The organism is Georgenia sp. H159 (assembly GCF_035607575.1).
Classification (GTDB): domain Bacteria; phylum Actinomycetota; class Actinomycetes; order Actinomycetales; family Actinomycetaceae; genus Oceanitalea.
Genome location: NZ_JAYDZY010000011.1, coordinates 26,289 through 52,864, shown reverse-complemented (window position 1 = coordinate 52,864; position 26,576 = coordinate 26,289). Strand labels below are relative to the sequence as shown.

Sequence of the window (26,576 nt, the reverse complement as noted above, 5' to 3'; positions counted from 1 at the left end):
GCCGTCAGACGACGACGCCGAGCAGCGCGTCGACGGTGCGGGCGGCCAGGCCCGGGCCGCGGTCCCGCTCGGTGCGCGCGGCACCGTCGTCGTACTCGGCGGCAGCGACCCACGCGTCGACCGCATGGATGGCGGACGGGGCGTCGAGGTCGGTGGCCAGTGCGGTCCGCACCTGGTCGAGCAGACCGGTGGCGTCCGGACCGACGTCGGCCCGCATCGCCCGCCGCCAGCGGGCGAGGCGCTCGGTGGCGGTCTCCAGCTGGGCGCCGGTGTACTCCCAGTCCTCCCGGTAGTGGTGGGCGAGCATGACGAGGCGCACCGCCATCGGGTCGACGCCCGCGGCGGTCAGCTGGGACACGAGGACGAGGTTGCCCAGCGACTTGCTCATCTTGGAGCCCGCGTAGGCGACCATGCCGCCGTGGGCGTGGACGGTCACGGGCTCGTCCTCGCCGGAGAGCATCCGCAGGTGCGACTCGCTGCAGGCGTGGTGGGGGAAGACGAGGTCGCTGCCACCGGCCTGGACCTCGACCGGCAGCCCGAGGAACTCACGCGCGATACAGGCGCACTCGATGTGCCACCCCGGCCGTCCGGCGCCCAGGCTCGCGCCCTCCCAGCTCGGTTCGCCCGGGCGCTCGGTGCGCCACAGCAGCGGGTCGAGCGGGCGCCGCTTGCCGGGACGGTCGGGGTCGCCGCCGCGCTCGGCGAAGAACTCGGCCATCTCGGCGCCGGACAGGCCGGTCTCCGTCGCGAAGGCCGGGTCCGCGGAGGTGTCGGCGTAGACGTCCCCGACGCCGTGGCCGTCCCCGTCGGGCACGTCCACCCGGTAGGCGGCGCCACTGGCGAGCAGCTCCTCGACGGCGGTGACGACGAGCGGGATGGTCTCCACCGCACCGACGAAGTCACGCGGGGGGACGACCCGCAGGGCGGCCATGTCGTTGCGGAACAGGTCGGTCTGCTCGGCCGCCAGTGCCTGCCAGTCGACACCGATGAGCGCCGCGCGCTCGAGCAATGGGTCGTCGACGTCGGTGACGTTCTGGACGTAGCGCACCTCACGCCCGGCGTCGAGCCACGCCCGCACGAGCAGGTCGAAGCCGAGGTAGGTGTTCGCGTGCCCCAGGTGGGTGGAGTCGTACGGCGTGATCCCGCACACGTAGAGCGTCGCCGGCCCCTCGAGCGACGTCGCGGAGAGCTCGCCGGTACCGGAGTCGGTGAGGCGGACCTGCTGGCCGCGGCCGGGGAGCTGAGGGATGGCGGAAGCGGACCAGGAGTGCACGAGCCGCAGCCTAACCCGGCCCGTCAGCCCACGCTGACCCGGACGCGGTTGCGCCACGGGTCCTCGACCTCGAGCGTCCGCCCGTCGTGACGGAACTGGAGCCCGCGGCTGCGCAACCGGTCACCGAGCGCGCCGATCTCGTCGTCGTCGGGGACGACGACGTCGACGACGCCCAGGCCCAGCGCGGGGACCCGCGGACCGGCACCGGCGCTGTTCCACGTGTTCATCGCCATGTGGTGGTGGTAGCCGCCGGCCGAGACGAACAGGGCGCTGGGCATCTCGAAGGTGGCCTCGAAGCCGAGGGTGGTGACGTAGAAGTCACGGGCCGTCGTCGTGTCGCCGACCTGGAGGTGCACGTGACCGACGACGGCGGGGTCCTGGGCCGCGTTCTCCAGCCGGTCCACGGTGAGGTGCTGACCCAGGTAGGCGTTGGGGTCCAGGGCGATGGTGTCCATCGCGACCTGCCCGTCGGTCCAGCGCCACGTGTCGCGGGGGCGGTCGAGGTAGAGCTCGATGCCGTTGCCCTCGGGATCGGTGAAGTAGAAGGCCTCGGAGACGAGGTGGTCCGAGCTGCCGACGAAGCTGCGCGGCGCGAGACGCGCGAGGGAGGCGACGGCCGCCGAGAGGGCGCCGGCGTCCTCGAAGAGGATGGCGGTGTGGAACAGGCCGGCGTCGCGGCGGCTGCCGCGCGGCAGGGTCGGGTCGTGGCGCAGCACGATGATCGGGCGCCCGCCGCGGCCGAGGACCGTCTCGTTGCCCTCCGCGCTCAGCACGGTCAGCGCGAGGCCGTCGACGTAGTAGGTCGTCAGCAGGTCCAGGTCGCCCACGAGCAGGGTGACGGGGCCCATGCCGGTGTCGGCGGCGAGCACGTCGCGGTTCGCGGTGGCGCGGGTGTTGGTACCAGGGGTCATTGAGGTCTCCACGTTCGACAGCATAGTTGACACGTCAACCATGTGGTCGGGTGGAGTATTCCCGGTGCGCGGGCGCAGCGTGCCTCGGGGCGCTGCGGTGCCCGGCGGCGGGTGGCTACCTCGCCGCGGCCGCCGCTCCCTCCGCGTCGAGCAGACCGCTGACGACGCCCGCGACCACGAGCACGGCCAGGAGGAGCCGGTAGACGACGAAGGGCATGTAGGAGTACGTCGACACGATCTTGAGGAAGGCGATGATGACGAGGAAGCCGACCCCGAAGGCGACGAGCGTCGCGATGGCCGTCGCCCCCGCGCCGGGCGCTCCGGGCGCCGGGTCGGCCGTGAAGAGCTGGAAGAACCCCGAGCCGAACACCGCGGGGATGGCGAGGAGGAAGGAGTAGCGCGCCGCCGCCTCGCGGGTGTAGCCGAGCACGAGACCCATCGTGATCGTGCCACCGGACCGGGAGACGCCCGGGATGAGCGCGAGCGACTGCGCCAGTCCGAAGAGCAGGCCGTCACGCAGCGTGAGCTCGCGCAGCTCCTTGCGCTTGCGGCCCAGCCGGTCGGCCGCGCCGAGGAGGACGGCGAAGCCGGCGAGCATGGCCGCGGTGATGAACAGGTGCCGCAGCGAGGTCTCGATCGCGTCCTGGAACAGCAGCCCGAACACCACGATCGGCACCGAGCCGATGATGATGTACCAGCCCATCCGCGCGTCGGGGTCGTCCCGTGGCACCGTGCCACGCCACGGCCCCACGGGCAGCGCCCCGAACCAGGCCGTGAGGATCCGCCAGATGTCCTTGCGGAAGTAGAGGAGCACCGCCGTCTCGGTACCGAGCTGGGTGATCGCCGTGAAGGCCGCACCCGGGTCACCCCCGCCCGGAAGGAGGTCCCCCACGATGCGCAGGTGTGCGCTGGAGGAGATGGGGAGGAACTCCGTGAGTCCCTGGACCACGCCGAGCACGATTGCTTCCCACCACGTCACGAGGGATCACCTTACGGCCGGGACGGTCGCGGGCCGCCCACCGTGGTGCGCGCCGCCGTGTTTTCTTCGCCACGCTGCGGCGCCGGTAGCGTGACGCCATGGAACTTCGCCGGGCGGGACGCAGCGGGCTGCTCGTGTCGTCGGTGGGTCTGGGCACGATGACCTGGGGCCGGGACACCGACGAGCACGAGGCAGCCGAGCAGCTCACCCTCTTCCTCGACGCCGGCGGCACGCTCGTCGACACCGCCGCCTCCTACGGGGACGGGGCCGCCGAGGGCCTCCTCGGCGGCCTCCTGGCGGAGGTCGACCGCCGCGACGTCGTGCTGTGCTCGAAGTCGGGCGTGCGGCGCACGGGCCACGGCACCCGCGTCGACACCTCCCGCTCGACACTGCTCGACACCCTCGACGAGACTCTCGCGGCCCTCGGCACCGACCACCTCGACCTGTGGCTCGTCCAGTCCCCCGACCTCGACGTCCGGGCGGAGGAGACGCTCTCGGCGCTGCGGCACGCCGTCGCGACGGGCCGCACCCGGTACGTGGGCCTGTCCAACCACCCCGCCTGGTACCAGGGGTACGCGGCGGCCACCCTCGCCGACGACGCGACGGGACTGGCCGCCGTCGAGGTCGAGTACTCCCTCCTCGAGCGCGGCGTCGAGGACGAGGTGCTGCCCGCTGCCGGGGCCCTGGGGACCGGGGTGCTCGCCTGGTCCCCGCTGGGCCGCGGCGTGCTCACCGGGAAGTACCGCAGCACGATCCCCGCCGACTCCCGGGCCGCCTCGCCGCACCTGCGGGGCTTCGTCGAGCCCTACCTCAACGACCGGTCGCACGGCATCGTCGAGGCCGTCGCCACCGCGGCCGACGGGATGGGTCGCATGCCGCTGGAGGTGGCCCTCGCCTGGGTGCGGGACGCCCCGGGGGTGAGCTCGGCCATCGTCGGCGCCCGCACCGCCGCCCAGCTGCGCGGGGTGCTCGCCGGGAGCGACCTCGAGCTCCCGGGCGCGATCCGCCGGGCGCTCGACGACGTCAGCGGCGGCTGAGGAGGTTCACTCCTCCTCGTCGTCCTCGTCGTCCTCGTCGAGCTCCTCGTCGAGGCTGAAGTTCTCGATGTCGTCGTCATCGTCGTCATCGTCGTCGTCGCCGTAGGCCTCGAGGGGCACCTCGACCTGGTAGCTCGTGTAGAGGGCGTCGTCGTAGGTGAAGAACGCGTCCTCCACGGCCCCGGCGGCGTCGTCCACCGCCGGCGACGACGACGGGTCCTGCGCGCTGCTGGCGGCCTCGAAGTGAGCTTCGAGCGCGGCGATGAAGCGATCCAGAGCGGCGCGCGGGTCGGTAGTCATGGGGAGACGGTATCGCGCCTGGTAGGAATGGCACACCCCGCACCGGGAGCCCCGAGCTTGGGAGACAATGGGTCACGACATGGACTGGTACATCCCTGATTCCCCGCCCCGTCCCGGCGTCTTCAACGCCTCCCAGTACGAGTTCCGGGTGCTCTCCCTCCCCGCCTCGGCGAGCCGCAACCAGGTGCGCCAGCTCCTCACCGAGGAGGCCGAGTACGGCCGGTGGGAGCTCGCCCGCACCCGCCTGTACATGGGCGGATCGCGCAAGGTCTGGCTGCGCCGCAAGATCATCAAGGTGCGCAGCACGCTCTGAGGCCTACCGGGCCGTCGGCCCCGCCGGGTCAGGCGGCGCGCAGGAGGCGTTCGAGGACGCGGACGCCGAAGCGCAACGCGTCGACAGGCACCCGCTCGTCGACCCCGTGGAACATCCCGGCGAAGTCCAGCTCGGGCGGCAGCTGGAGCGGGGCGAAGCCGTACCCGGTGATCCCCAGGCGTGCGAGCGACTTGTTGTCGGTGCCTCCGGAGAGCATGTAGGGCAGCACGACGGCGCCCGGGTCCTCGGCGTCGATGGCGGCCACCATCTGGTCGACGAGCTCGCCCTCGAAGGGCACCTCGAGCGCGATGTCGGCGTGGATGGGTTCGATCCGCACACCCGGTCCCGCGAGCTCGTCGAGCACGGTCCGCACCATCTCCTCCTCGCCGGGCAGGTAGCGGACGTCGACGGCGGCCTCCGCGCTCCCGGGGATGACGTTCGCCTTGTACCCGGCGGTCAGCTGCGTGGGGTTGGCGCCGGTGCGCAGGGTGGCGCCGACGAACTTCTGCGCCGGGCCGAGCGCCCGGACGAGGGCGTCGATGCCGTCCGGATCCTCCGGGTCGAAGGTCGTGCCGGTGAGCTCCGCGACGCCGCCGAGCAGCTGGCGGACCGTGCCGGTGAGGTGCAGGGGCCACGAGTGCGCGCCGATCCGCGCGACCGCACCGGCGAGCCGGGTGACCGCGTTGTCCGTGTTCACCTGCGAGCCGTGCCCGGCGCGGCCCTCCGCGAGCAGCCGGAGCCACGCCAGGCCCTTCTCGGCGGTCTGCAGGAGGTAGACGCGACGCCCGTCGATCTCCACGGAGTACCCGCCGACCTCGCTGATCGCCTCGCTGGCGCCCTCGAACAGCTCGGGTCGGTGGTCGACCAGCCACCGCGCGCCCTTGGCGCCGCCCGCCTCCTCGTCCGCGAAGAAGGCGACGACGACGTCACGCGCCGGCCGCCAGCCGGTGCGGGCCATGTCACGGACGACGGCGAGGATCATCGCGTCCATGTCCTTCATGTCCACGGCGCCGCGGCCCCAGATCATGCCGTCGCGGACCTCCGCGCCGAACGGGTCGACCTGCCAGTCCGCGGCCTGCGCCGGGACGACGTCGGTGTGGCCGTGGAGCACGAGCGCAGGCCTGGACCGGTCGGTCCCCTCGATGCGGAGCACGACCGATGCGCGGCCGGGCTCGGACTCGATGAGCTCTGGCTCCCAGCCGACCTCGGTGAGCAGCTCGCACACGTACTCGGCCGCCGCCCGCTCCCCCGGCCCCGATCCGTCGCCGTAGTTCGAGGTGTCGATCCGGATGAGCCGCCGGCAGATCTCGACGACCTCGTCGGTGGACACGGGCGTGGACTGGGGTGCAGGGATCGCCATGTCCCGACCCTAACGCGCGCCACCACGCCCCCAGCACGGCCCGGCGCTCCAGGGAAAGTCCCCCACCCCCCTCCCCCCAGGCGCCGACAGCGGAGTTGTTGCGGCGCCCGCTGCAACAACCCCACTCTCGACGCAGGGGTCGGGAGCGCGCCCCACCCCCCGCGCGGCCCGAGCCCCCGCCCCCCCCAGGCGCCGACAGCGGGGTTGTTGCGGCGCCCGCTGCAACAACCCCGCTCTCAACGCAGGGGTTGGGAGCGGGAACCTCCTCCCACCGGCGCCGACAGCGGGGTTGTGTCCACGATCGCCGCAACAACCCCGCTCTCGACGCAAGGGTTGGGAGCGCGCGCTCGCTCCCCCGGCCCGGGGGGCCTGGTCAGTCGGTGAGCAGGCCGCGGCGTTCGAGGAGGGGCTGGATGTCGGAGTCGCGGCCGCGGAGCTCGCGGTAGAAGCTCAGCGGGTCGGCGCTGTGGCCCCGGGAGAGGAGCACCTCGCGGAAACGCTGTCCGGCGGCCCGACCGGCTGCGCCGTCGTCGTCCCTGGGGGCATCGGTGCGGAACCACTCGACGGTGTCGGCGTCGAGGACCTCGCTCCAGATGTAGGAGTAGTAGCCCGCGTCGTAGCCACCGCCGAAGGTGTGGTTGAAGTACGTCGAGCGGTACCGCGGCGGCACGAGCGGGTGCGCGACGCCCGCCCGCTCGAGCGCCCGCGCGGAGAACGCCTCGACCTGCGCCGGGTCGGTGGGCACCTCGTCGGGCGTGACCTGGTGCCACGCCTGGTCGAGGAGGGCGGCGCCGAGGTACTCGGTGGTCGCGAAGCCCTCCCCGTACTGCGCCGAGCCGAGCAGCGCTGCCCGCAGGTCCTCGGGCAGCGGCTCACCGGTCTCGTGGTGGCGGGCGTAGCGCTCGATGACCCGCGGGTCCCGCGCCCACATCTCGTTGACCTGCGACGGGTACTCGACGAAGTCACGTGGCACGTTGGCACCGGAGAGCGACGGGTAGCGGACGGCGGAGAACAGGCCGTGCAGGGCGTGCCCGAACTCGTGGAAGGCGGTGATGACCTCGTCCCACGTGAACAGGGTGGGCTCGCCCGGAGCCGGGCGGGTGATGTTGAGGTTGTTGACGACGACCGGCCGCTGCCCGAGCAGGCCGGACTGGTCGACGAGGTTGTGCATCCACGCCCCGCCGCGCTTGCCCTCCCGGGCGTAGTAGTCGCCGACGAACAGGCCGAGCGGGCTGCCGTCCTCCTCGGCGACCTCCCACACCCGCACGTCGTCGGCGTAGCCGGTGAGGTCGGGGCGCTCGGTGAGCGTGATGCCGTAGAGCAGCTGTGCGGCGTGGAAGACGCCCTCCCGGAGCACGCTCTCCAGCTCGAGGTAGGGCCGCAGCACGGAGTCGTCGATGCTGAAGCGCTCCTGGCGCACCTTCTCGGCGAGGAAGGACCAGTCCCACGGCTCGACCGGCCCGCCGTGGACGTCGGCGAGGTCGCGTGCCTCCGCCTCCGCGTTGGCGACGGCGGGCGGCGCGAGACGACCGAGCATGTCGTTGACCGCGCGCGTGGTGCCGGCGGTGCCGTCCGCGGCGACGTAGGCGGCGTGGTGCTCGTAGCCGAGGAGCTGGGCGCGCTCGGCCCGCAGGCGGGCGAGCTCGAGGATCGTGGCCCGGGTGTCGCTCGCCTCGTCGACGCCGGTCCCCCGCTGGACCGACGCCGCGAGCAGCTGCTCACGGAGGTCGCGGTCCTCCAGCTGCGCGAGCAGTGCCTGCTGGGTGGGCAGCTGGAGGGTGATGAGGTGGCCCTCCCGCCCCCGGTCGGCGGCGGCCTGCGCGAGCCCCGCGATCGCGTCCTCGCTCAGCCCCGCGAGCCGGGAGGCGTCGGTGAGGTGGACGGCCCCGGCGTCGAGCGCCTTGACCACGCGCTGGGAGAACTCGGTCTCCAGGGTGGTGAGCCGGCTGTTGAGCTCGCGAAGGCGGTCCTGGCTCGTGTCGTCGAGCCGGACGCCGGAGCGGACGAAGTCCTTGCGGTAGGTGTGGAGCAGCCAGGCGGTCTCGGCCTCGAGGTCGGCGTCGGCGAGGGCCTCGAGGCGGGCGAAGATCCGGCGGTCGAGGTAGAGCGCGTCCCAGTGGGCCGAGCGCAGCGGGGCGAGCTCGGACTCGAGCTCCCGCAGTGGGTCGTCGGCGCGGGAGGAGACGAGTGTGTCGAGCACGGCCGTCACGCGGCGCAGGAGGCTGCCGGAGCGCTCGAGGGCCTCCAGGGTGTTGCCGACGTCCGGCTGCGCCGGGTCGGTGGCGACGGCCTCCCACTCGGCGCGCTGCTCGGCGAGGCCCGCGAGCATGGCCGGGCGCAGGTGCTCGTGGCGCACGGCGGTGAAGTCGGGCAGCTCGAAGGGCAGGGTCGACGGCGTCGCGAAGGGGTTGTCCGCGGCCAGGGTGGTGTCGGTCATGACGCCATTGTCACCCGTCCGCCTACCGGGCGTGCCGGGCCAGGACGGCGGCGACCTCCGGTGGACGGTAGCCCTGCGCCTTGAGCACCTTGCCGTCGGCACGCAGCAGCGGTGCGCCGTCCGGGCCGAGCTTGGAGAGGTTCGCGGCGTGCACCTCGGCGAGCACCGCGGGCAGCGGGATGCCGCACTCCTCGGCCATCCCGTACAGGACGTAGACGAGGTCGGCGAGGGCGTCGGCCGCGCCGACGGTGTCGCGCGTGGCGTCGTCCGCTGCCACCGCGCGCTCCACGCCCGCGGCGACCTCCTCCCCCGCCGCCGTCCCGTAGACGGCGGTGACGAGCTCGGCGAACTCCTCGGCGACGAGCGCCATCCGCAGGTGCACGCGGTCACGGTCCACCGAGGCGGCGTCGTCGGCGATCGGGACGCGGAAGTGCTCGTGGAACTGCCGGACGAGCGCCTCCGGGTCCCGACCCGTCGGGTCGGCGTGCCAGGACGGCGGTCCGTCCCAGGGCGCCGCCGGCTCGCGCGGGTCGTCGGCGAGCAGCGTCCCGACCCACTGGTCGACCCGCTCCCCCCGCTTGACCCCGAGCCCGCGGACCGTGCCCTCCTTGCGGAAGCCGTGCTTCCACACCACCCGCCAGGAGGGCCAGTTCCCGACGTCGGCACGCCACTCGACGCGGTCGAGCCCGAGCCGGTCGAAGGCGGCGTCGAGCACCAGCCCGACCGCGCGGGACGTCACCCCGCTCCCTCGTGCCTCGGGGGCCAGCCAGTACCCGATCTCCCCGCTGCCCTCCGCCCGGGAGACGCCCACCATCCCGACGAGCTCGCCGCCACGACGGATCCCCCACGTGAGGTTGTCCCCCCGTTCCCAGCCGCCGGGCACGAACCCCCCGACGAACCCCTCGCCGTCCTCCCGCCGGTACGGCGAGGGCACGATCGTCCACCGTTGGATCTCGGGGTCCTGACACAGCTCGGTGACGCGGTCGACGTCCGCGAGGGTCGGCAAGGTGAGCACGAGCTCGTCGTCGCGCAGGGTGAAGGGCTCCATGACGGCGCAGGCTACGCGACCCGGGTGTCGCGCCGTCGAGGGGAGCCGGACCGGCTGACGGACGGCCCCCGGTTGCCGGTCCGGGCGGAGCAGTGACCGCCCGCTCCGGATGCGCCCGCGAGCACCCGCCCGAAGGATTGGGCCATGGACATCGACACCGAAGCCATGAAGAACTTCCCGAAGCAGAGCCAGCCGTGGCCGGGCTGGACCGACCGGCTCGACCCGGTACCCGACCACGGCGAGACGAGCTACGTCGGCCGCGGCCGGCTCGAGGGCAAGCGCGCGCTCATCACCGGCGGCGACTCCGGCATTGGGCGTGCCACGGCGATCGCCTTCGCCAAGGAGGGCGCCGACGTCGCCATCTCCTTCCTCGAGGCCGAGCTGCCGGACGCGGAGGACACCAAGACGCACGTCGAGGCGGCCGGCCGGCGCTGCGTCCTCATCCCCACCGACCAGCGCACCGAGGAGGCGAACATCGCCCTCGCCCGGACCGCCGTCGAGGGGCTCGGCGGGATCGACGTCCTCGTCAACAACGCGGGCTACCAGATGGCCCAGGACTCCCTCGCCGACATCACCGACGAGCAGCTGCGCCAGACCTTCGAGACGAACATCTTCTCGATCTTCTGGCTCACCAAGGCCCTGCTCGACGACCTCAAGCCGGGCGCGAGCGTCATCAACTGCACGTCGATCCAGGCCTTCCAGCCCTCGGAGACGCTGCTCGACTACGCCTCGACGAAGGCCGCCATCAACAACCTCACCGTCAACCTCGCCGCCGAGCTCGGGCCGCAGGGCATCCGGGTCAACGCCGTCGCCCCCGGCCCGATCTGGACCCCGCTCCAGCCGGCAACCAAGCCTGCGGAGTCGATGCCGGAGTTCGGCAAGAACGCGCCGCTCGGCCGCGCCGGACACCCGATCGAGGTCGCCACAGCCTTCGTGTTCCTCGCCACCGACGACGCGAGCTACGTCTCCGGCACCGTCCTCGGCGTCACCGGCGGCAAGCCCGTCTTCTGACGGACGTCCCGTGCCCACCCGCGTGAGGACGACGACGGCGGTGCTCGCCGTCGTCGTCGTCCTCGCTGCGTGCGGGGCAGGTGAGACCGCCGACGACCCCGCCCCGACGACGCCGCCGGGAAGCACGACGCCTCCCGTCGAGGCGACTGCCCGGGACGAGCCGAGCGCCGCGCCGACCACCGACGTCCCGCAGGCGCCCGAGGAGATCGCGACCGGGCTGGACGTGCCGTGGGGCCTGGCGTTCCTGCCCGACGGGTCCGCGCTGGTGACCGAGCGCGACACGGCCCGGGTGCTCCACCTGCCCCCCGGCGGGCAGCCACGCGAGCTGGCGACCGTCCCCGGCGTCGTCGCACGGAACGAGACCGGCCTGCTCGGCATCGCGGTCTCCCCGGAGTACGAGGCGAACGGGTACGTCTTCGTCTACCTCACCAGCGCGCGCGACAACCGGGTGCTGCGGATGGTCCACGACGGCGCGGGGCTGCGGCCCGACGTCGTCGTCCTCGAGGGCATCCCGCGCGAGACGTACCACTCGGGCGGGCGGATCGCGTTCGGTCCGGACGGCTACCTGTACGTGGCGACGGGTGATGCGGCCGTGCCGTCCACCGCACAGGACCCGGGCTCGCTGGGCGGGAAGATCCTGCGGGTCGACGAGGACGGCGCGCCGGCCCCGGGGAACCCGACGGCGGGCTCGCCCGTGTGGTCGCTCGGCCACCGCAACGTCCAGGGCCTCGGCTGGGACACCGAGCGCCAGATGTTCGCCTCGGAGTTCGGGCAGGACACGTGGGACGAGCTCAACGTCATCGAGCCCGGCGGCAACTACGGGTGGCCGGAGGTCGAGGGCCGCGCCGACGCCCAGGGGTTCGTCGACCCCGTGCACCAGTGGTCCCCGGCGGACGCCTCACCCAGCGGCATCGCCGTGACGGACGACGCGGTGTACATGGCGGCGCTGCGTGGCGAGTCCCTGTGGCGGGTGCCCCTCGACGGCGGCGACCCGGAGCGCCTCCTCGCGGGCGAGTACGGGCGGTTGCGCACCGTCGCCGTGGCCCCGGACGGGCGGCTGTGGCTCCTTACCTCGAACACCTTCCGCGGCACACCCGCGGAGGGGGACGACCGGATCGTCGCCGTGGGCGAGCAGTGGCTGGCGGAGCGGGCGAGCCGCTGAGCGCGTCCTATGGTGTCCCGGTGGACACGAAGAGGGGCTCGGCACGCGGCGACCTCGAACGGCTCGTCACCCGCGCCGGCCGAGGTGAGCTCGGTGAGCTCCCCGACGTCCACCGCGTCGACGCGCGGGCGCAGTCGGACTTCCGCGACGCCGCCGTCCTCGTCCTCCTCACCCCGACGGCCGCGGCGAGCGCCGGACCGCCCGCGGCGGACCTCTTCCTCGTCCAGCGCTCGCCACTGCTGCGGCAGCACCCGGGGCAGATCGCGCTGCCCGGTGGCCGGCGCGACCCGCAGGACCGGGACATCGTCGCCACCGCACTGCGGGAGACCCACGAGGAGATCGGGCTGGCACCCGGACGGGTCGAGGTGATCGGCACGCTGCCCCGGGTCGCGGTGCCCGTCAGCCGCTTCATCGTGACGCCGGTCGTGGGGTGGGCGGCCGACGCCGACGCACTCGGCGAGGTGGAGGAGGGCGAGGTGCTCCACACGCTCCGGCTGCCGGTGAGCGGCCTGCTCGACCCCGCGTCCCGGGCCACGGTGACGATCCAGGGCTTCGGCAGCGCCGGCTTCGCCGTCCAGGGCGGCTGGGTGTGGGGCTTCACCGGCAACCTGCTCGACCACCTCTTCGACGAGCTCGGCTGGACACGTCCGTGGGACCGCGCGCGGACCTACGAGATGTCCTTCGCCGAAGCGCGCGGGGCGACGCTGCCCCCACCCACGCCCGAGGGGTAGCCCCGCGCGGACCGCGCGGACCGCGCGGGCCACGCAACGGGCCACACTCGGGTCAGGCGATCGTGGCGAACGCGCGGACGGTGAACGTCCCCACGCCCTCGACGGCCGGGGGTGCCGCGGTGAACCGGGCCCCACGGGCGGGCAGGCGGTCCAGGTTGGTGAGGTGCTCGACGACGGGGATGCCCGCGCCGAGCAGCAGCGAGTGCACCGGGCGCTCACCGCCACCCTCGGCGTCGTCGACGTTGAGCGAGTCGATGCCGACGAGCGCGACCCCGGCGTCGACGAGGTACTCCGCCGCCTCCCGGGTGAGGAACGGGGCGCCCCTGCCGTAGGCGGGGCTGCCGAAGTGGCGGTCCCAGCCCGTGTGGATCAGCACCGCCGCACCGCGCAGCTCCCGGTCGGCCAGGGTGACGTCCGTGATCCCACGGCGATCGGTGTCCCAGGCGTCGGCGAGGTGGAAGACCTCGGCGCGGAGGTCGACGAGAGACGCCAGGTCGAGCGCCGCGAGGTCCGCGCCCCCGGCGTATCGGTGGTGCGGGGAGTCCAGGTAGGTCCCGGTGTTGCCGACCAGGGTGACCGACTCGATCGTGAACTCGGTGCCCGGGGCGTAGTGCTCCCGCGAGGCCTCCCGCGTGAGGTGAGCGGTGATGCGGGGCGCCGGCAGGCCGGGGTAGGTGACGAGCCCGTCGCGGATCCGGTGACTGAGGTCGACGACGGCCGGCCGCTCGCGCGGCTCGCCGTGGACCGCGACACCGCGACTGCCCCGGTGCTGCTCCTCGACGACGCGCAGGCGCCGTAGCTCGACCGACTGCACCAGGGCCAGGCCGAGATGCCGGACGAGGAGGGCACCGATGGCGGCCTCGTCCTCCTGTCCCGAGGGCAGGTCCAGCCGGAAGTCCTCGCCACGCATGCCGCCACCGTTGGCGAACGTGATCTCGAAGTCCAGGTGCGCTCGGTACTCGGGCATGCCCGCTCCTGAATGGTCCGGCCGGTCTGTCCGCGGCCCACGGTAGCGCGGCGGATGACCGCCTGACAGGCCCTGGCCCGGGGTGGGGATCGGGCGCCCCGAGCCGGGACGGGGACCGGCGGCGCGGCCCCGAGCCGGGACAGGGACCGGCGGCGCGGCCCCGAACCGGGACGGGGACCGGCGGCGCGGCTCCGCGTCTCGGTGACAGGAGCCACGCGAGCGGGCATGCTGTGGCCACCTCGGACGGTGCCGACAACAGCGGAGGTCGTCGTGTCGCTCCTCGACCGCACAGGCGGCACCCCGCCGCGGACCCTCCCTGCGGAGTCGTTCTGGCGCACCGTCGCGGCCGGCGCCGTCGGCGGTGGCCTCGTCGGCCTGCTCACCGGTGGCGTGCTCGGTCGGCTCCTCATGCGCCTGCTGACGGTGACCTCACCGTCCAGCGCCCGAGGGCGCTTCACGGACGACCTCGCCCCGGTGGGGCGGATCTCCGTGGACGGCACCCTGGTGCTGTTCGCCACCACGATCACCCTCGGCGCGATCGCCGGCCTGGTGTACCTGTGGGTGCGGCGCGTCCTGCCGTCGACACCTCGGACCCGCGCGTGGCTCTTCGCGCTGTTCACGGGCAGCATCGGAGGAGCCATCCTGGTGCACGACCATCCGTCGTTCGACTACTCGGTGCTGAAGCCCGAGTGGCTCTCCGTCATGTCGTTCATCGCCATCCCCACCCTCTTCGGCCTCGTCGTCCCGGCCGTCATCGACCGGCTCGATGCCGCCGGGGGCTGGGCCCGCCGTGGTCCGGTCGCGGCCTGGGCCGTGGCCGGTGCGGCCGTGCTCAACCTGGCGCTGCTGGTCGTCGCCGTCCCGGTCGCCGTCGCGTTCGGGATCAGCCGTTCCCCGGCGCTGACGGGCCTGTGGCGCAGTCGCGCCGTGACGGTGGCGGGACGGGTCCTGTTCGTCGTCCTCGTCGCGTGGGGACTGTACGGGATCGCCGCGGACGTCGCGTCCATCGCGACGGACACACCGTCCGGGGCTCCGCTCAGCCCGTGACACTCAGAACAGGGCCGACTGCATGACCGCCTCGGGTGCTCCAGCGGGCGGCGAGGGTGCCGGGTCCTCGGGAGTGCGCAGCCGCGCGGGCTTGTCGAGGCCGTGCGCCCGGAGCAGCGGGCGCGCACGCTCGGCGAGCCACGTGCGGTAGGCGGACGGTGCGTAGGAGCCGCGCCCGTAGAGGCGCTGGTAGTCGGCGACGAGGTGCGGGCGGTGCTCTCGCAGCCACTGCAGGTACCAGTCGCGCACGCCGGGACGCAGGTGGGCGGCGAAGACGGTGGCCGACGTGGCCCCGGCACGAGCGACGGCACCGAGGAGCGCGTCGAGGTGCTCGCGGGAGTCGGTGAGCCACGGGAGTACCGGTGCCACCATGACGTGGCAGTCCAGGCCGGCGGCGCGCACGGCCTCGACGAGGTCGAGGCGGGCACGGGGGCGAGGAGTTCCGGGCTCGACGAGCTGCTGGAGGTCCTCGTCGATGAAGGCGAGCGAGATGCCGAGTGAGACGGGCACGTGCTGGGCAGCCTCACTCAGCAGGGGCAGGTCGCGGCGCAGCAGCGTGCCCTTGGTGAGGATCGACAGCGGCGTGCCCGAGTCGGTGAGAGCGCCGATGATCTCGGGCATCAGGCGGTAGCGGCCCTCGGCCCGCTGGTACGGGTCGGTGTTCGTGCCGAGGGCCACCTGCTCGCGGGTCCACGTCGGCCGGGCGAGCTCGCGGCGCAGCACCTCCGGGGCGTTGACCTTGACGATGATCTGGGAGTCGAAGTCCGCACCCGTGTCGAGGTCGAGGTAGCGGTGGGTGGCGCGCGCGTAGCAGTAGACGCAGGCGTGGCTGCATCCGCGGAACGGGTTGACCGTCCAGCGGAAGGGCATCTGGGAGGCCTCCGGCACCCGGTTGAGCACCGAGCGGGCGGCGACCTCGTGGAACGTGATGCCGGCGAACTCGGGGGTCCGGACGGTGCGCACCAGACCCGCCATCCGCCGCAGACCCGGCAGCGCGGCGTCGTCGTCGCCCGAGATGTCCTGCCCGTCCCACCGCATGCAGGTAGTCGAACACACGTACGACCAACCGTCAACCACCCGGCCGCCCGCCCACCCCTCCCCTTCCGTCGCCGAGAGCGGGATTGCGACAACTCCGCTCTCGGCGGCAGGGGGTCGCACCCCTTCCGTCGCCGAGAGCGGGATTGCGACAACTCCGCTCTCGGCGGCAAGGGGGTCGCACCCCTTCCGTCGCCGAGAGCGGGATTGCGACAACTCCGCTCTCGGCGGCAAGGGGCGGGGCGCTTGACGGGTTGGTATATTCGTCAAGCCACTCCCCCACCCTGGAGGTCCTGTGCCCGCACGTGCCATCGACGCGCCCGTCTACGTCATGAAGGCGGAACTGTTCAAGGCCCTCGGGCACCCCGTCCGCATCCGCACCCTCGAACTGCTCCGGGACGGTGACCGGCCGGTGAGCGCCCTCCTCGAGGAGATCGGGATCGAGGCGTCGCACCTGTCCCAGCACCTGGCGGTGCTGCGCCGGGCCGGCGTGGTGGACAAGTCCCGTCAGGGCAACACCGTCACCTACACCCTGGTGGACGACTCCCTCGCAACCATGCTCGACGCGGCTCGCGCCTTCCTCTTCGGCTCGCACGGCCGGACCAGCGACGCGCTCGGCGACGACGGGGAGGCGCGGTGAGCGGCCCCACTCCCCTGGCCGCGCGGCCGTCCTGGCGGCTGGCCGGACGGCACCTCGCGTCCCTCACCATCCCCCGGCGGTCGGACTACACCGGGCTCGCCCGGTCCTGGCGAGGCGACCTCGTCGCGGGCGTGACCGTCGGCGTCGTCGCGCTCCCCCTCGCCCTCGGGTTCGGCGTGGCCTCGGGCGTCGGCCCGGCAGCCGGCCTCGTCACCGCCATCGTCGCCGGATTCGTCGCCGCGGTCCTCGGGGGCTCCCACCTGCAGGTCTCCGGGCCGACCGGCGCGATGACCGTCGTCCTCATCCCGGTGGTCGCCCGGTACGGGCCGGAGGCCGTGTTCGCCCTGTCGATCCTCGCCGGGGTCCTCGTCGTCGTCATGGGGCTGGTGGGGATGGGGCGGCTCGTCTCCGTCATCCCGTGGCCGGTCGTCGAGGGGTTCACGCTCGGCATCGGCGTCATCATCCTCGTCCAGCAGGTGCCGCTGGCCCTGGACGTCGAACGCCCGGAGGTGGAGAACGCCACCGCCGCGGCCGTCCAGACACTACGGGTGACCGACTGGGAGCGCGCGGCCGCTCCCCTGGCGGTGACGCTCGGCGTCATCGCCCTCATGGTCCTCCTTGCCCGGCTGCGCCGGTCCCTGCCCGCCTCGCTCATCGCCGTCGCCGTCGCCACCGTGGTCGTCGAGCTCGCGTCACTCGACATCGACCGGATCGGCGCCCTGCCCGACGCGCTGCCCTCCTTCCAGGTACCGGCCTGGGACTCCGCGGCACTCGCCGCGATGCTGCCGTCGGCCATGGCGATCGCCGCGCTCGCGGCACTGGAGAGCCTGCTCTCGGCGCGGGTGGCCGACGGCATGGTGGAGACCGTGCCGGACACCGACGCCAACCGCGAGCTCGTGGGCCAGGGCCTGGCCAACGTCGCCAGCGGGCTCTTCGGCGGCATGCCGGCGACCGGTGCCATCGCCCGGACCGCCGTCAACGTGCGCGCCGGTGCCCGCACCCGCGTGGCCAGCGCGAGCCACGCCGTCGTCCTCGTCCTCATCGTCCTGCTGCTCACGCCCGTCGTCGCGCTCATCCCGATGTCGGCGCTGGCCGGCGTGCTCATCGTCACGGCGATCCGGATGATCGACCTGCACACGGGCCGCGCGATCCTGCGCGCCACCCGGGCCGACGCCGTCGTCTACCTGTCCACCGTCGTCGTGACGATCGTCTTCGACCTCATCGTCGCGGTCCAGGTCGGCGTGGCCGTCGCCGCGCTGCTCGCGCTGCGGGCCATGGCACGCGTCTCGGGCCTGAGCCGGCAGGACCTGCCGCCGGACATGGAGGCCGAGGAGGAGGACGCGCTCCTCCACGAGCAGGTGGCCGTCTACCACTTCCGCGGCGCGCTGTTCTTCGGGGAGACCAAGCGCTTCCTCGACGAGATGACGACGGTCAAGGACGTGCGCGTCATCATCCTCGTGCTGCGCGAGGTGCGCGTCATGGACGCCTCCGGTGCCCACGCCCTCGCCGAGATCATCACCGACCTGCGCCGGCGCGGGATCACCGTGCTGCTCAAGGGGCTGGACGCACAGCAGCTGAAGATGTCCGCGGCCGTCGGGGTGCTCGACGCCCTCGGCGACGACGGCCACTACTTCGCCGACCTTCCCGCCGCGGTCGCCCACGCGCGCAACCATGTGCGCTTCGAGGTCCGGGGCAGCGCCGAGCTGGAGTGCGGCACGGCGCGCGTCTGAGAGCCCGTTCCCGGCGGGTGGCCGGTCACGGAGCAGACCGCCGAGCTCGCAACCGGGGGCGCTGACAACGTGAGGGGTTCGGGTCCCCACAGGACCCGAACCCCTCACGATCGCGGCGCTGCCGGTTCTCAGCCCCTCGGCAGGCGCTCGACGATCTCGCCGAGCTCGCGCCGCGGTCCGGTGAAGAACGGGACCTCCTCGCGCACGTGGCGGCGCGCCTCGGTGGCGCGCAGGTCACGCATGAGGTCGACGATGCGACCGAGGTCGTCGGCCTCGAAGCCGAGCAGCCACTCGTAGTCGCCCAGCGCGAAGGAGGAGATGGTGTTCGCCCGCACGTCGGCGTAGTCCCGGGCGGCCAGGCCGTGGTCGCGGAGCATCGTGCTGCGCTCCTCCGCGGGCAGCAGGTACCACTCGTAGCTGCGCACGAAGGGATAGACGCACAGGAAGCCCCTGGGCTCCTCACCCATGAGGAACGCGGGCAGGTGCGCCCGGTTGAACTCGGCGGGCCGGTGGGTGCCCACCTGGGACCACACCGGCTCGAGGGCGGCGCCGAGCTCGCTCGCAAGCAGCCGGTGGTAGGCCTCCTGGACGGGCTCGACGTCCTCCGCGAACCACCAGACCATGAGGTCGGCGTCGGCGCGGAACCCGGCCACGTCGTACCAGCCGCGGACCGTCAGGCCTGGAACGCTCTCGACCGCGGCCAGGGCCTCACGGACCAGCGTGGTGCGGACGTCGTCGTGCTCCGGCAGCGGCTGGATCACGCGGAAGACGCTGTACATGACGTAGGCGCCCTGCGGCTGGTCGGTGTCGTTCTCACTCATCGGCTGCTCCTCGGGTGGGTGGGCTGTGCCCGACGGCGGCGCCGGGCTGTCGGGTGGACGTGCGGGTGCGGGGCCGACGAGCTGCACATGCTCCCGCCGTCGACACCACGGGGCGCCCCGCAACAACTCCGCTGTCGGCGCCCAAAAGAAAGGGGGGCGCCGCAGTGGGTCAGTCGACCGTACCGGCGAGGACGGGGATGCCGGTGACCTCGCCGAGGCGCATGCGGCAGCTGCCCGGGGGTGCGACGTCCGGGAAGGCGCCGAGCTCACCGCGGACGGTCACGGCGGGGTCCTCGCCCCGCTCGCGGAACGCCCGCTCGAGCACGAGGTCGACGAGCCCCTCGACGAACACCGGCGCGACCCCGGCCGTGGCGGCGCGCGCCGCGTGCAGCCCGAGCTCCTGGGCCGTCTCCATCGCCTCGGTGTCGAGGTCCCAGGCAACCTCCATGTGGTCGGAGATGAACCCGATGGGCGCGATGACCACACGCGTCACGCCGGCGGCTGCGAGGTCGGCGAGGTGGTCGTTGACGTCCGGCTCCAGCCACGGGGTGCGCGGGTCACCGGACCGGGAGCAGTAGGACAGCGACGACGTCACCGACAGGCCGCGCTCGCGCAGCTCGGCGTCGATGACGCGCTGGACGTCCTCGTGCTGCTCGCGGTAGCCCGGGCCGGTGACCGCCGAGGCCTCCTGCATCGTGTCCGGGATGGAGTGCGTCACGTAGGCGACGTGCACGCCCTCGCCCTCGGGCAGCCGGCCGATCGCGTCCAGGACGGCGGCGGTGTTCGCCTCGACGAACCCCGGGTCGTTGAAGAAGGGCCGCACGATGTCGATCTCCAGCTCGGCGCCCTCGGCACCCAGCTCCTCCACGGCCGCCGCGAGGTGCTCGCGGTACTGCCTGCTGCCGGAGTACGAGGCGTAGGCGCTCGTCACCAGGACGAGGATCCGCCGGGCGCCGAACGCGTGAGCGTCGCGGAGCGTGTCGGCGGTGTAGGGGTGCCAGTTGCGGTTGCCCCACAGGACGGGCAGGTCGGCGCCGCGGCGCTTCAGCTCCTCGGACAGCGCGGCGCGCAGCGCGAGGTTCTGCTCGTTGATGGGGCTCTTGCCGCCGAAGGCGAAGTAGTGCTCACCGACCTCGGTCAGCCGCTCGTCCGGCACCCCCTTGCCGCGGACGACGTTGCGCAGGAACGGCACGACGTCCTCACTCGCGTTCGGCCCCCCGAAGGAGCACAGGAGCAGGGCGTCGTACGGGGCGACGGGCGAGGTCATGGTGGGCGGCTCCAGTCAGCGGTCGGGCATGACAAACGGCCCACACCGTAACATCAGATGAAGTACTTGATCTGATGAAGTCGGTGTGTCACGTTTGTGCCGCGACGTCGGTCCGGGGACCCCGGTCCGACCCGCCCGCCGGACTGGGCGAACCGGGCCGGCGTCGCCCTGCCTCGCTGAGGCGCTCGGGCTGACGAGCACCGTGGAGGGGCGCGAGCACATCGTCCGGTGGATCGACGGCGGGCCCCGACGCCCGGTTCCTATACTGACCGCGACACGCGACGATCACAGTGCCCGGAGGCGAGACGATGGCGGGGAGCAGCGGCACGGAGCGCGCCCGCACCACCCTGGCCTACCTGCGCCGCCAGATCACCACCGGTGAGTGGGCCGTCGGGGCGCGGATCCCGATCGAGCCCGAGCTCGCCGAGGCCCTCGGCGTCGGACGCTCGACGATCCGCGAGGCGGTCCGGTCCCTGGCGAGCATCGGCATGCTCGAGACCCTGCCGGGCCGCGGCACCTTCGTCCGCTCGAACGCCCCGACGAGCAGCGTGCTCTCGGAGTTCCTCACCGCCTACACCCTCGAGGAGCTGCTCAGCTACCGCCGGGCGCTGGAGGTCGAGGCGGCCCAGCAGGCGGCCCGGCACCGGACCCCGGAGGACGTCGCCGCCCTCGAGGCCGCGGTGAGCACCACGCTGCGGCCCTCCCACTGCCCCGCGCACGGCGACGGGGAGACCGCGCACGAGCTCGCCTCCCGCTTCCACTACCTGCTCTTCGACGCCGCGAGGAACCGCCTGCTCGCCTCGCTGTACGCCGGCATCACCGAGAAGCTCGCCGAGCCGGGGCACGTCGAGCGCCTCACCCACGCCGGTGACGCGCACTCCATGCAGGCCGAGCACGAGCGCATCGTCGACGCCGTGCGCCGCGGGGACTTCATCGACGCCGTCCACGCGATGGCCGACCACATGGACAACGACCTCGTCATCCTCGCGCCCGACGACGAGGTCATCCCGCCCCTGCGCCGCTCCGCGGACGACAAGGAGCGCATCGAGGCGGCCCGCACCGCACAGCACCGCGAACGCGCCACCGGCTGACGGCTGGGACGCCCGAGGGTTGCCAACGGCCCCTCACGCGGCGAACCCGCACGCCCCGCCGTATCGTCGATGACGTGAGTACCACGGCACCTCCCGGCAACCGGCTTCACGGGCGCTTCGCGAGCGAGCTGCCCGAGCTGGCCGTGCCCTGGGCGGCGGTGGAGGTCGCCGCACCGCAGCTGCTCGTCCTCAACGAAGGCCTCGCCGCCGAGCTCGGGCTCGACCCGGACTACCTCCGCAGCCCGCAGGGGGTGCGCTTCCTCGTCGGCAACGAGGTTCCCGAGGGCACCACCCCGGTGGCGCAGGCGTACTCGGGCCACCAGTTCGGCCAGCACGTCCCGCGTCTCGGCGACGGCCGCGCCCTCCTCCTCGGGGAGCTCCTCGACGCGGGCGGGCGCCCGCGCGACCTCCACCTCAAGGGCTCGGGCCCCACGCCCTTCTCCCGCGGCGGCGACGGCCTGGCCGCCGTCGGCCCGATGCTCCGGGAGTACGTCATCAGCGAGGCCCTGCACGCCCTGGGGGTGCCGACGACCCGCTCGCTCGCCGTCGTCGCCACCGGCCGGGCGGTCCGTCGCGAGACCCCGCTGCCCGGCGCGGTGCTCGCCCGGGTGGCGAGCAGCCACCTGCGCGTGGGCACGTTCCAGTACGCCCGTTCCACCGGCGACACCGAGGTGCTGCGTCGCCTGGCCGACCACGCCGTCGCGCGCCACCACCCGCTCGCCGCAGGGGCCGAGAACCGCTACCTGGCGCTCTTCGAGGCGGTGCTCTCCGCCCAGGCCTCGCTCGTGGCGCAGTGGATGCTCGTCGGGTTCGTCCACGGCGTGATGAACACCGACAACACGACGATCTCCGGGGAGACGATCGACTACGGCCCGTGCGCCTTCCTCGACGCCTTCGACCCGGCCACCGTGTTCAGCTCGATCGACGTGCAGGGCCGCTACGCGTACGGCAACCAGCCGGTCATCGCGCAGTGGAACCTCGCCCGCTTCGGCGAGGCCCTCATCCCGCTCGTCCACGACGACCCGGAGCAGGCCGTCGCCCTGCTCACCGACGCCCTCAACGGCTTCCCGGCGCAGTACAGCGCCGCGTGGACGGCGGGGATGCGACGCAAGCTGGGCCTGGGCGAGCACGTCGACGACGACGTCGCCACCTCCGTCATCGGGCAGGTCACCTCGGCCCTCGTCGACGGTCACGTCGACCACACCGCCTTCTTCCGGCGCCTCACCGCGGCCGCGCGCGGCGACGACGGCCCGGTCCGTGCGCTCCTCGGCGACTCGACGGACTGGGTGGAGCGTTGGCAGGCGCTCGAGCCCGCCGCCGACGTCATGGCCGGCGTCAACCCCGTCTACATCCCCCGCAACCACCTCGTGGAGGAGGCGCTGGACGCCGCGACCGCCGGTGACCTCGGCCCGTTCACCGCACTCCTCGACGTCCTCGCGCAGCCCTACACCGAGCGCCCGGGCCTGGAGCGCTACGAGGAGGCCGCGCCCGCCGGGGGCGCCCCGTTCATCACGTACTGCGGTACCTGACGCAGCGGCGGCGCGCCGGTGCCGGGGACAACGGCCCCGGATGCCCCAGGATGGGCACGTGGACCCAGTCGCGCTCGTCGTCGTGGCCGCCGTGGTGCTCGGCGCGGTGCTGCAGCGGACGAGCGGGATGGGGACCGGCCTGGTCGTCTCCCCCACGTTCGTGCTCGTCGCCGGCCCCGTCGCCGGGGTCCTGCTGACCAACCTCACGACGGTCGTCTCGGCCCTGTTCCTCTGCGTCGCGATGCGCGCCGACATCGACTGGCCACAGTTCGTGCGCATCGCGCCGACGATCGTCCTCGGCTCCGTCCCGGCCGCACTGGTGGTGCGGGCGGCGGACGCCGGCTGGCTCGAGGTCATCATCGGTGCGGCGCTGCTGCTCGCGCTCGCCACCATGGTTCTCGCCACCGACCTGCCCGACCTCGGGCGGGCCGCGGCCCCGGTCGCCGGCCTCACCGGCGGGTTCCTCAACACCGCCGTCGGCGTCGCGGCTCCCGCCATGCTGCTCTACGCCCACGCCACGCACTGGTCCCAGCGGGCCTTCGCCGCCACCCTCCAGCCCATCTTCCTCACGATGGGCACGGTCTCCCTCGCCACCAAGCTGGCGGTGGGGGCCACCTCGGGTGCCGCCGGACTGCCGGAGTGGCCGCTCGTCGTCGCTGCCGTGGCGGCCGTCCCCCTCGGTGTCCTCGCCGGGGGCCCGGTGGCGCGCCGGGTGGGCCCGACGACGGCGCGGCGGGTCGCCGTCGTCGTCGTCACGGTCGGGGCCGGTGCCACCCTCGTCCGGGGTCTGCTCGACGTCGCCGGCTAACACGTTGACCGGGCGCGGCGGCGGCGGGACGATACGCACGACCCGCCGCGGCCTCGGCCGGCCCGGCCCCCGCTCGACGACGAGTCACCCAGCGCGCGGGTGCCCTGGGACCACCGTCGTACCCGCGGGAGACGAGGGAGCATGGACGCGCCAGTGGTGACACAGACCGAGGCCGACGAGCTGCGCGACTCGGTCCGGGGCACCGTGGTCACGCCCGAGGACGCCACCTACGGGCAGGCCCGTGCCGTGTGGAACGGGATGGTCCGGGCCGAGCCGCGCGTGGTCGTGAGGGTCGCGGACGCCGACGACGTCGCGACCGCCCTGGCGTTCGCCCGGGCGCACGGGCTGGGGGTCGCGGTCCGCGGCGGGGGGCACAGCGTCGCGGGCAACGGGACGGTCGACGGCGGGGTCGTCATCGACCTCGGGGACCTCACCACCGTCACGGTGGACGGGGCCACCGTCCGGGTCGGTGGCGGTGCGACGCTCGCGGACGTCGACCGCGCGACCACGCCGCACGGGCTCGCGGTGCCCATCGGGGTGGTCTCCCAGACGGGGATCGGCGGGCTGGCACTGGGCGGCGGCCTCGGCTGGCTCACCCGCACCTACGGCCTCAGCGCCGACAACCTCCTCGACGCCGACCTCGTGACGGCGGACGGACGCACCGTCCGGGCGTCGGACGACCCCGAGCTGCTGTGGGGGCTGCGGGGTGGTGGCGGGAACTTCGGCGTCGTCACGTCGTTCTCCTTCCGGTCCCACCGCGTGGGTCCGGACGTGTACGGCACGAACCTCATCTACCACCGGCCCGCGTGGCGGGCGGCCCTGCGCGCATGGGAGTCCTGGACCCGGGACCTCCCCGATGACATGCAGTCGATCGTCACCGTGCTGACACCACCGGCCGACTGGGACCTCGGCCCCGACCCCGTCCTCATCATCGGCGCGGTGTGGGTGGGGGCGGAGCCCGACGACGGCGAGCGGCACCTCGCCGCACTCCGGGCCGGTGCCCCGCCCGACGCCGAGGAGGTCGGCCAGGTCCCCTGGGCCGAGTGGCAGTCCGCGATGGACGAGCTCTTCCCCCGCGGGTCGCGCGCGTACTGGAAGAACACCTCCTTCGACCGCCTCGACGCCGAGGTCATCGACGTTCTCGAACGTCGCGGCGCCGAGCAGACCTGGCACGGCACGGCCTTCGACATCCACCACATGGGCGGCGCCTACGCCCGGGTGCCCGAGGACGCCACGCCCTTCCCGGCCCGCGACGCGCGGTTCTGGCTCAACGTCTACGGGTTCTGGTCCGACCCCGCCGACGACGACGCACGGACGGCCTACGTCCGCGGGGCCGCCGCGGACATGGCCCCGTTCGCGACCGGCGGGCAGTACGTGAACTTCATGGGCCGGGACCCCGCCGACCCGGTCGTGGCCGCCGAGGCCGTCTACGGGCCGGCGACGCTCGCCCGGCTCGTCGCCCTCAAGCGCAGGTACGACCCGGACAACGTCTTCCGGCGCAACCACAACATCCCGCCGGGCTGACGCGGCCACACTCGCGACTCGCCCGTACAGGTCCGCACGGATCCCGTGTGACCCGTGGCACAGTGTCTGCCAGCCCGTAGGGGGGTGACCGACTGCCAGGGGGAGCTCGTGGACGACATCGTCAATGACCTCAACACGTTCTTCCAGGACGTGTCGGGTGTGGTCTGGGGACCGTGGGTGCTCATCCCGCTGCTCTTCGGCGTCGGGCTCATCCTCACCGTGCGCCTGCGCGGCCTGCAGTTCCGCAAGCTCGGTGCCGCGCTCAGCCTGGGGATCCTCCGGCGCAGGGACGTCGGCGCCGAGGACGGCGACGTGTCCCAGTTCCAGGCGCTCACCACCGCCCTGTCGGCGACCGTTGGGACCGGGAACATCGTCGGGGTCGCCACCGCGATCGGCATCGGCGGTCCCGGAGCGCTGTTCTGGATGTGGGTCACCGGGCTCGTCGGGATGGCCTCGAAGTACACCGAGGCCTTCCTCGGCGTCTACTACCGCCGCACCGACTCCGCCGGCGAGAAGTCCGGCGGGCCGCAGTACTACCTCGAGCGCGGCATCAGGGGCCCGCTGGGCAAGGTGCTGGGTCTGATGTTCACCGTCATGGCGATCATCGCCTCCTTCGGCATCGGCAACCTGGTCCAGGGCAACGCCGTCGCCGAGAACCTCGAGGGCTCCTTCGGGGTCGCCCGGTGGGTCACCGGTGCGGTGCTGAGCGTCGCCGCGCTCGTCGTGCTCGTCGGCGGCATCAAGTCGATCGGCCGGGTCACCGCCGGCCTGGTGCCCCTGATGATCGTCTTCTACGTCGTCGGCGCGCTGTTCATCCTCGTCGTCAACCTCACCGACATCCCTGCCGCGATCGCCCTCATCTTCACCGACGCGTTCAGCGGCACCGCCGCCACCGGCGGGTTCATCGGGTCGACGATCATCATCGCCGTGCAGATGGGCGCGGCCCGCGGCATGTTCTCCAACGAGTCCGGGATGGGCTCGGCCGCCATCGCCGCCGCCGCGGCCAAGACCTCCCACCCGGTGCGTCAGGGACTCGTGTCATGACCCAGACCTTCATCGACACCCTCGTCGTCGTCACCTTCACCGGGCTCGTCATCGTCACCACGGGCGCCTGGCGCACCGAGACCGAGGCCGGGACGATGACCGGTGCCGCGTTCAGCACCGGGCTCCCCGGGCAGTGGGGCCACTACATCGTCACGATCGCGCTGGCGATGTTCGCCTTCTCCACCGTGCTCGGGTGGTCCTACTACGGCGAGCGGTGCATCGAACGCCTCGTGGGACGCCGCGGGGTCGTGCCCTACCGGGTGGTGTTCTCCCTCATGGTCTACGTCGGCGCCACGGTGTCCCTGGACGTCGTGTGGAACTTCGCCGACGTCATGAACGGGCTCATGGCCATCCCCAACCTCATCGGCCTCGTCATCCTCTCCGGGCTCGTCGCCCGCGAGACGAAGAAGTACCTCGAGCACGACCCCGGGCTGACCGCCACGCTCGACGAGGTGCGCGCCTTCTCGGGACGCAGCTTCGCCGACGACCCTGCCTAGACACCACCACCGCC

General features: G+C 73.2%; 23 protein-coding genes and 1 pseudogene. 13 read left to right on the top strand and 11 right to left on the bottom strand.

All coding sequences use genetic code 11. The annotated features are described in order from the left end of the window. Positions 1-4: 4 nt before the first annotated feature. From mshC to VR894_RS14955, 3 genes are all read right to left on the bottom strand, one after another. On the bottom strand, positions 5-1,273 hold the full coding sequence (gene mshC, locus VR894_RS14965) for a cysteine--1-D-myo-inosityl 2-amino-2-deoxy-alpha-D-glucopyranoside ligase (protein ID WP_324652803.1): 1,269 nt from the start codon (positions 1,271-1,273) through the stop codon (positions 5-7). 23 nt (positions 1,274-1,296) lie between these two features. After that, positions 1,297-2,184 (bottom strand): VOC family protein, encoded by an 888-nt coding sequence (locus VR894_RS14960; protein WP_324652801.1) that lies wholly within the window; start codon positions 2,182-2,184, stop codon positions 1,297-1,299. 115 nt (positions 2,185-2,299) lie between these two features. Then, on the bottom strand, positions 2,300-3,163 hold the full coding sequence (locus VR894_RS14955; protein ID WP_324652799.1) for an undecaprenyl-diphosphate phosphatase: 864 nt from the start codon (positions 3,161-3,163) through the stop codon (positions 2,300-2,302). 98 nt (positions 3,164-3,261) lie between these two features. Here VR894_RS14955 and VR894_RS14950 point away from each other — a divergent pair, with 98 nt between their 5' ends. Continuing rightward, positions 3,262-4,200: an aldo/keto reductase gene (locus tag VR894_RS14950; protein WP_324652798.1), complete on the top strand. Its 939-nt coding sequence runs from the start codon at positions 3,262-3,264 to the stop codon at positions 4,198-4,200. A 6-nt stretch (positions 4,201-4,206) separates the two neighbouring features. On the opposite strand, the gene VR894_RS14945 is transcribed toward VR894_RS14950, so the two are convergent. Continuing rightward, a complete protein-coding gene (locus VR894_RS14945) occupies positions 4,207-4,500 on the bottom strand; it encodes a DNA primase (RefSeq protein WP_324652797.1) in 294 nt (97 codons plus the stop codon). Between the two features lie 79 nt (positions 4,501-4,579). On the opposite strand from VR894_RS14945, the gene VR894_RS14940 reads away from it, so the two are divergent. Then, entirely contained in the window at positions 4,580-4,813 is a 234-nt protein-coding gene (locus tag VR894_RS14940; RefSeq protein WP_324652795.1) for a DUF5703 family protein, read from the top strand. A 28-nt stretch (positions 4,814-4,841) separates the two neighbouring features. On the opposite strand, the gene VR894_RS14935 is transcribed toward VR894_RS14940, so the two are convergent. The 3 genes from VR894_RS14935 to VR894_RS14925 all read right to left on the bottom strand — a co-directional run bounded on the left by VR894_RS14935 (position 4,842) and on the right by VR894_RS14925 (position 9,658). Next, complete coding sequence (locus VR894_RS14935; protein ID WP_324652794.1) at positions 4,842-6,173, bottom strand: M20/M25/M40 family metallo-hydrolase; 1,332 nt, start codon at positions 6,171-6,173, stop codon at positions 4,842-4,844. Between the two features lie 373 nt (positions 6,174-6,546). After that, positions 6,547-8,610: a M3 family metallopeptidase gene (locus VR894_RS14930; protein ID WP_324652792.1), complete on the bottom strand. Its 2,064-nt coding sequence runs from the start codon at positions 8,608-8,610 to the stop codon at positions 6,547-6,549. A 22-nt stretch (positions 8,611-8,632) separates the two neighbouring features. Next, the gene (locus tag VR894_RS14925; protein ID WP_324652790.1) at positions 8,633-9,658 is read right to left on the bottom strand and encodes a bifunctional GNAT family N-acetyltransferase/nucleoside triphosphate pyrophosphohydrolase family protein; all 1,026 of its coding nucleotides are present in this window, start codon (positions 9,656-9,658) and stop codon (positions 8,633-8,635) included. 144 nt (positions 9,659-9,802) lie between these two features. On the opposite strand from VR894_RS14925, the gene VR894_RS14920 reads away from it, so the two are divergent. The 3 genes from VR894_RS14920 to VR894_RS14910 are packed head-to-tail and all read left to right on the top strand — an operon-like array spanning position 9,803 to position 12,562. Then, positions 9,803-10,669 carry an SDR family oxidoreductase gene (locus tag VR894_RS14920; protein ID WP_324652788.1) on the top strand — a complete coding sequence of 289 codons (867 nt, stop codon included), beginning with the start codon at positions 9,803-9,805 and terminating at the stop codon, positions 10,667-10,669. Between the two features lie 10 nt (positions 10,670-10,679). Further along, a complete protein-coding gene (locus VR894_RS14915) occupies positions 10,680-11,831 on the top strand; it encodes a PQQ-dependent sugar dehydrogenase (RefSeq protein WP_324652786.1) in 1,152 nt (383 codons plus the stop codon). 20 nt (positions 11,832-11,851) lie between these two features. After that, entirely contained in the window at positions 11,852-12,562 is a 711-nt protein-coding gene (locus VR894_RS14910) for a CoA pyrophosphatase (protein WP_324652785.1), read from the top strand. Between the two features lie 52 nt (positions 12,563-12,614). On the opposite strand, the gene VR894_RS14905 is transcribed toward VR894_RS14910, so the two are convergent. Continuing rightward, positions 12,615-13,529: a cyclase family protein gene (locus VR894_RS14905; RefSeq protein ID WP_324652783.1), complete on the bottom strand. Its 915-nt coding sequence runs from the start codon at positions 13,527-13,529 to the stop codon at positions 12,615-12,617. A gap of 270 nt (positions 13,530-13,799) precedes the next feature. On the opposite strand from VR894_RS14905, the gene VR894_RS14900 reads away from it, so the two are divergent. Next, complete coding sequence (locus VR894_RS14900; RefSeq protein WP_324652782.1) at positions 13,800-14,576, top strand: hypothetical protein; 777 nt, start codon at positions 13,800-13,802, stop codon at positions 14,574-14,576. Between the two features lie 3 nt (positions 14,577-14,579). Here VR894_RS14900 and VR894_RS14895 read toward each other — a convergent pair whose 3' ends face one another. Further along, complete coding sequence (locus VR894_RS14895) at positions 14,580-15,614, bottom strand: Rv2578c family radical SAM protein (RefSeq protein WP_324652780.1); 1,035 nt, start codon at positions 15,612-15,614, stop codon at positions 14,580-14,582. 292 nt (positions 15,615-15,906) lie between these two features. Here VR894_RS14895 and VR894_RS14890 point away from each other — a divergent pair, with 292 nt between their 5' ends. Further along, positions 15,907-16,251, top strand: coding sequence for a metalloregulator ArsR/SmtB family transcription factor (locus VR894_RS14890; RefSeq protein ID WP_324652779.1), 345 nt, complete (start codon positions 15,907-15,909; stop codon positions 16,249-16,251). Further along, positions 16,248-17,981, top strand: coding sequence for a SulP family inorganic anion transporter (locus tag VR894_RS14885; protein WP_324652777.1), 1,734 nt, complete (start codon positions 16,248-16,250; stop codon positions 17,979-17,981). Before VR894_RS14890 ends, VR894_RS14885 begins: the two co-directional genes overlap by 4 nt. 128 nt (positions 17,982-18,109) lie before the next feature. Here VR894_RS14885 and hemQ read toward each other — a convergent pair whose 3' ends face one another. Both hemQ and VR894_RS14875 read right to left on the bottom strand, forming a co-directional pair. Then, positions 18,110-18,802, bottom strand: a complete 693-nt coding sequence (hemQ, locus tag VR894_RS14880) for a hydrogen peroxide-dependent heme synthase (protein ID WP_324652775.1) — start codon at positions 18,800-18,802, stop codon at positions 18,110-18,112. A 169-nt stretch (positions 18,803-18,971) separates the two neighbouring features. Then, entirely contained in the window at positions 18,972-20,069 is a 1,098-nt protein-coding gene (locus VR894_RS14875) for a ferrochelatase (protein ID WP_324652773.1), read from the bottom strand. Between the two features lie 308 nt (positions 20,070-20,377). Here VR894_RS14875 and VR894_RS14870 point away from each other — a divergent pair, with 308 nt between their 5' ends. From VR894_RS14870 to VR894_RS14850, 5 genes and pseudogenes are all read left to right on the top strand, one after another. Further along, on the top strand, positions 20,378-21,160 hold the full coding sequence (locus tag VR894_RS14870; protein WP_324652771.1) for a FadR/GntR family transcriptional regulator: 783 nt from the start codon (positions 20,378-20,380) through the stop codon (positions 21,158-21,160). A 74-nt stretch (positions 21,161-21,234) separates the two neighbouring features. Then, positions 21,235-22,689 carry a protein adenylyltransferase SelO gene (locus VR894_RS14865; protein ID WP_324652770.1) on the top strand — a complete coding sequence of 485 codons (1,455 nt, stop codon included), beginning with the start codon at positions 21,235-21,237 and terminating at the stop codon, positions 22,687-22,689. 58 nt (positions 22,690-22,747) lie between these two features. After that, the gene (locus tag VR894_RS14860) at positions 22,748-23,497 is read left to right on the top strand and encodes a sulfite exporter TauE/SafE family protein (protein WP_324652768.1); all 750 of its coding nucleotides are present in this window, start codon (positions 22,748-22,750) and stop codon (positions 23,495-23,497) included. A gap of 141 nt (positions 23,498-23,638) precedes the next feature. Beyond that, complete coding sequence (locus tag VR894_RS14855) at positions 23,639-25,021, top strand: FAD-binding oxidoreductase (RefSeq protein WP_324652766.1); 1,383 nt, start codon at positions 23,639-23,641, stop codon at positions 25,019-25,021. Between the two features lie 117 nt (positions 25,022-25,138). After that, positions 25,139-26,562, top strand: a pseudogene (locus VR894_RS14850) (alanine/glycine:cation symporter family protein). Positions 26,563-26,576: the final 14 nt, after the last annotated feature.

Excerpts from the sequence above, each read along its gene's own strand:
- hemQ (WP_324652775.1), bottom strand. The coding sequence starts at position 18,802 with ATGAGTGAGAACGACACCGACCAGCCGCAGGGCGCCTACGTCATGTAC.
- VR894_RS14895 (WP_324652780.1), bottom strand. The coding sequence starts at position 15,614 with ATGCGGTGGGACGGGCAGGACATCTCGGGCGACGACGACGCCGCGCTG.
- VR894_RS14940 (WP_324652795.1), top strand. The coding sequence starts at position 4,580 with ATGGACTGGTACATCCCTGATTCCCCGCCCCGTCCCGGCGTCTTCAAC.
- VR894_RS14905 (WP_324652783.1), bottom strand. The coding sequence starts at position 13,529 with ATGCCCGAGTACCGAGCGCACCTGGACTTCGAGATCACGTTCGCCAAC.
- VR894_RS14950 (WP_324652798.1), top strand. The coding sequence starts at position 3,262 with ATGGAACTTCGCCGGGCGGGACGCAGCGGGCTGCTCGTGTCGTCGGTG.
- VR894_RS14920 (WP_324652788.1), top strand. The coding sequence starts at position 9,803 with ATGGACATCGACACCGAAGCCATGAAGAACTTCCCGAAGCAGAGCCAG.
- VR894_RS14870 (WP_324652771.1), top strand. The coding sequence starts at position 20,378 with ATGGCGGGGAGCAGCGGCACGGAGCGCGCCCGCACCACCCTGGCCTAC.
- VR894_RS14855 (WP_324652766.1), top strand. The coding sequence starts at position 23,639 with ATGGACGCGCCAGTGGTGACACAGACCGAGGCCGACGAGCTGCGCGAC.
- VR894_RS14960 (WP_324652801.1), bottom strand. The coding sequence starts at position 2,184 with ATGACCCCTGGTACCAACACCCGCGCCACCGCGAACCGCGACGTGCTC.
- VR894_RS14935 (WP_324652794.1), bottom strand. The coding sequence starts at position 6,173 with ATGGCGATCCCTGCACCCCAGTCCACGCCCGTGTCCACCGACGAGGTC.
- VR894_RS14925 (WP_324652790.1), bottom strand. The coding sequence starts at position 9,658 with ATGGAGCCCTTCACCCTGCGCGACGACGAGCTCGTGCTCACCTTGCCG.
- VR894_RS14875 (WP_324652773.1), bottom strand. The coding sequence starts at position 20,069 with ATGACCTCGCCCGTCGCCCCGTACGACGCCCTGCTCCTGTGCTCCTTC.
- VR894_RS14945 (WP_324652797.1), bottom strand. The coding sequence starts at position 4,500 with ATGACTACCGACCCGCGCGCCGCTCTGGATCGCTTCATCGCCGCGCTC.
- VR894_RS14930 (WP_324652792.1), bottom strand. The coding sequence starts at position 8,610 with ATGACCGACACCACCCTGGCCGCGGACAACCCCTTCGCGACGCCGTCG.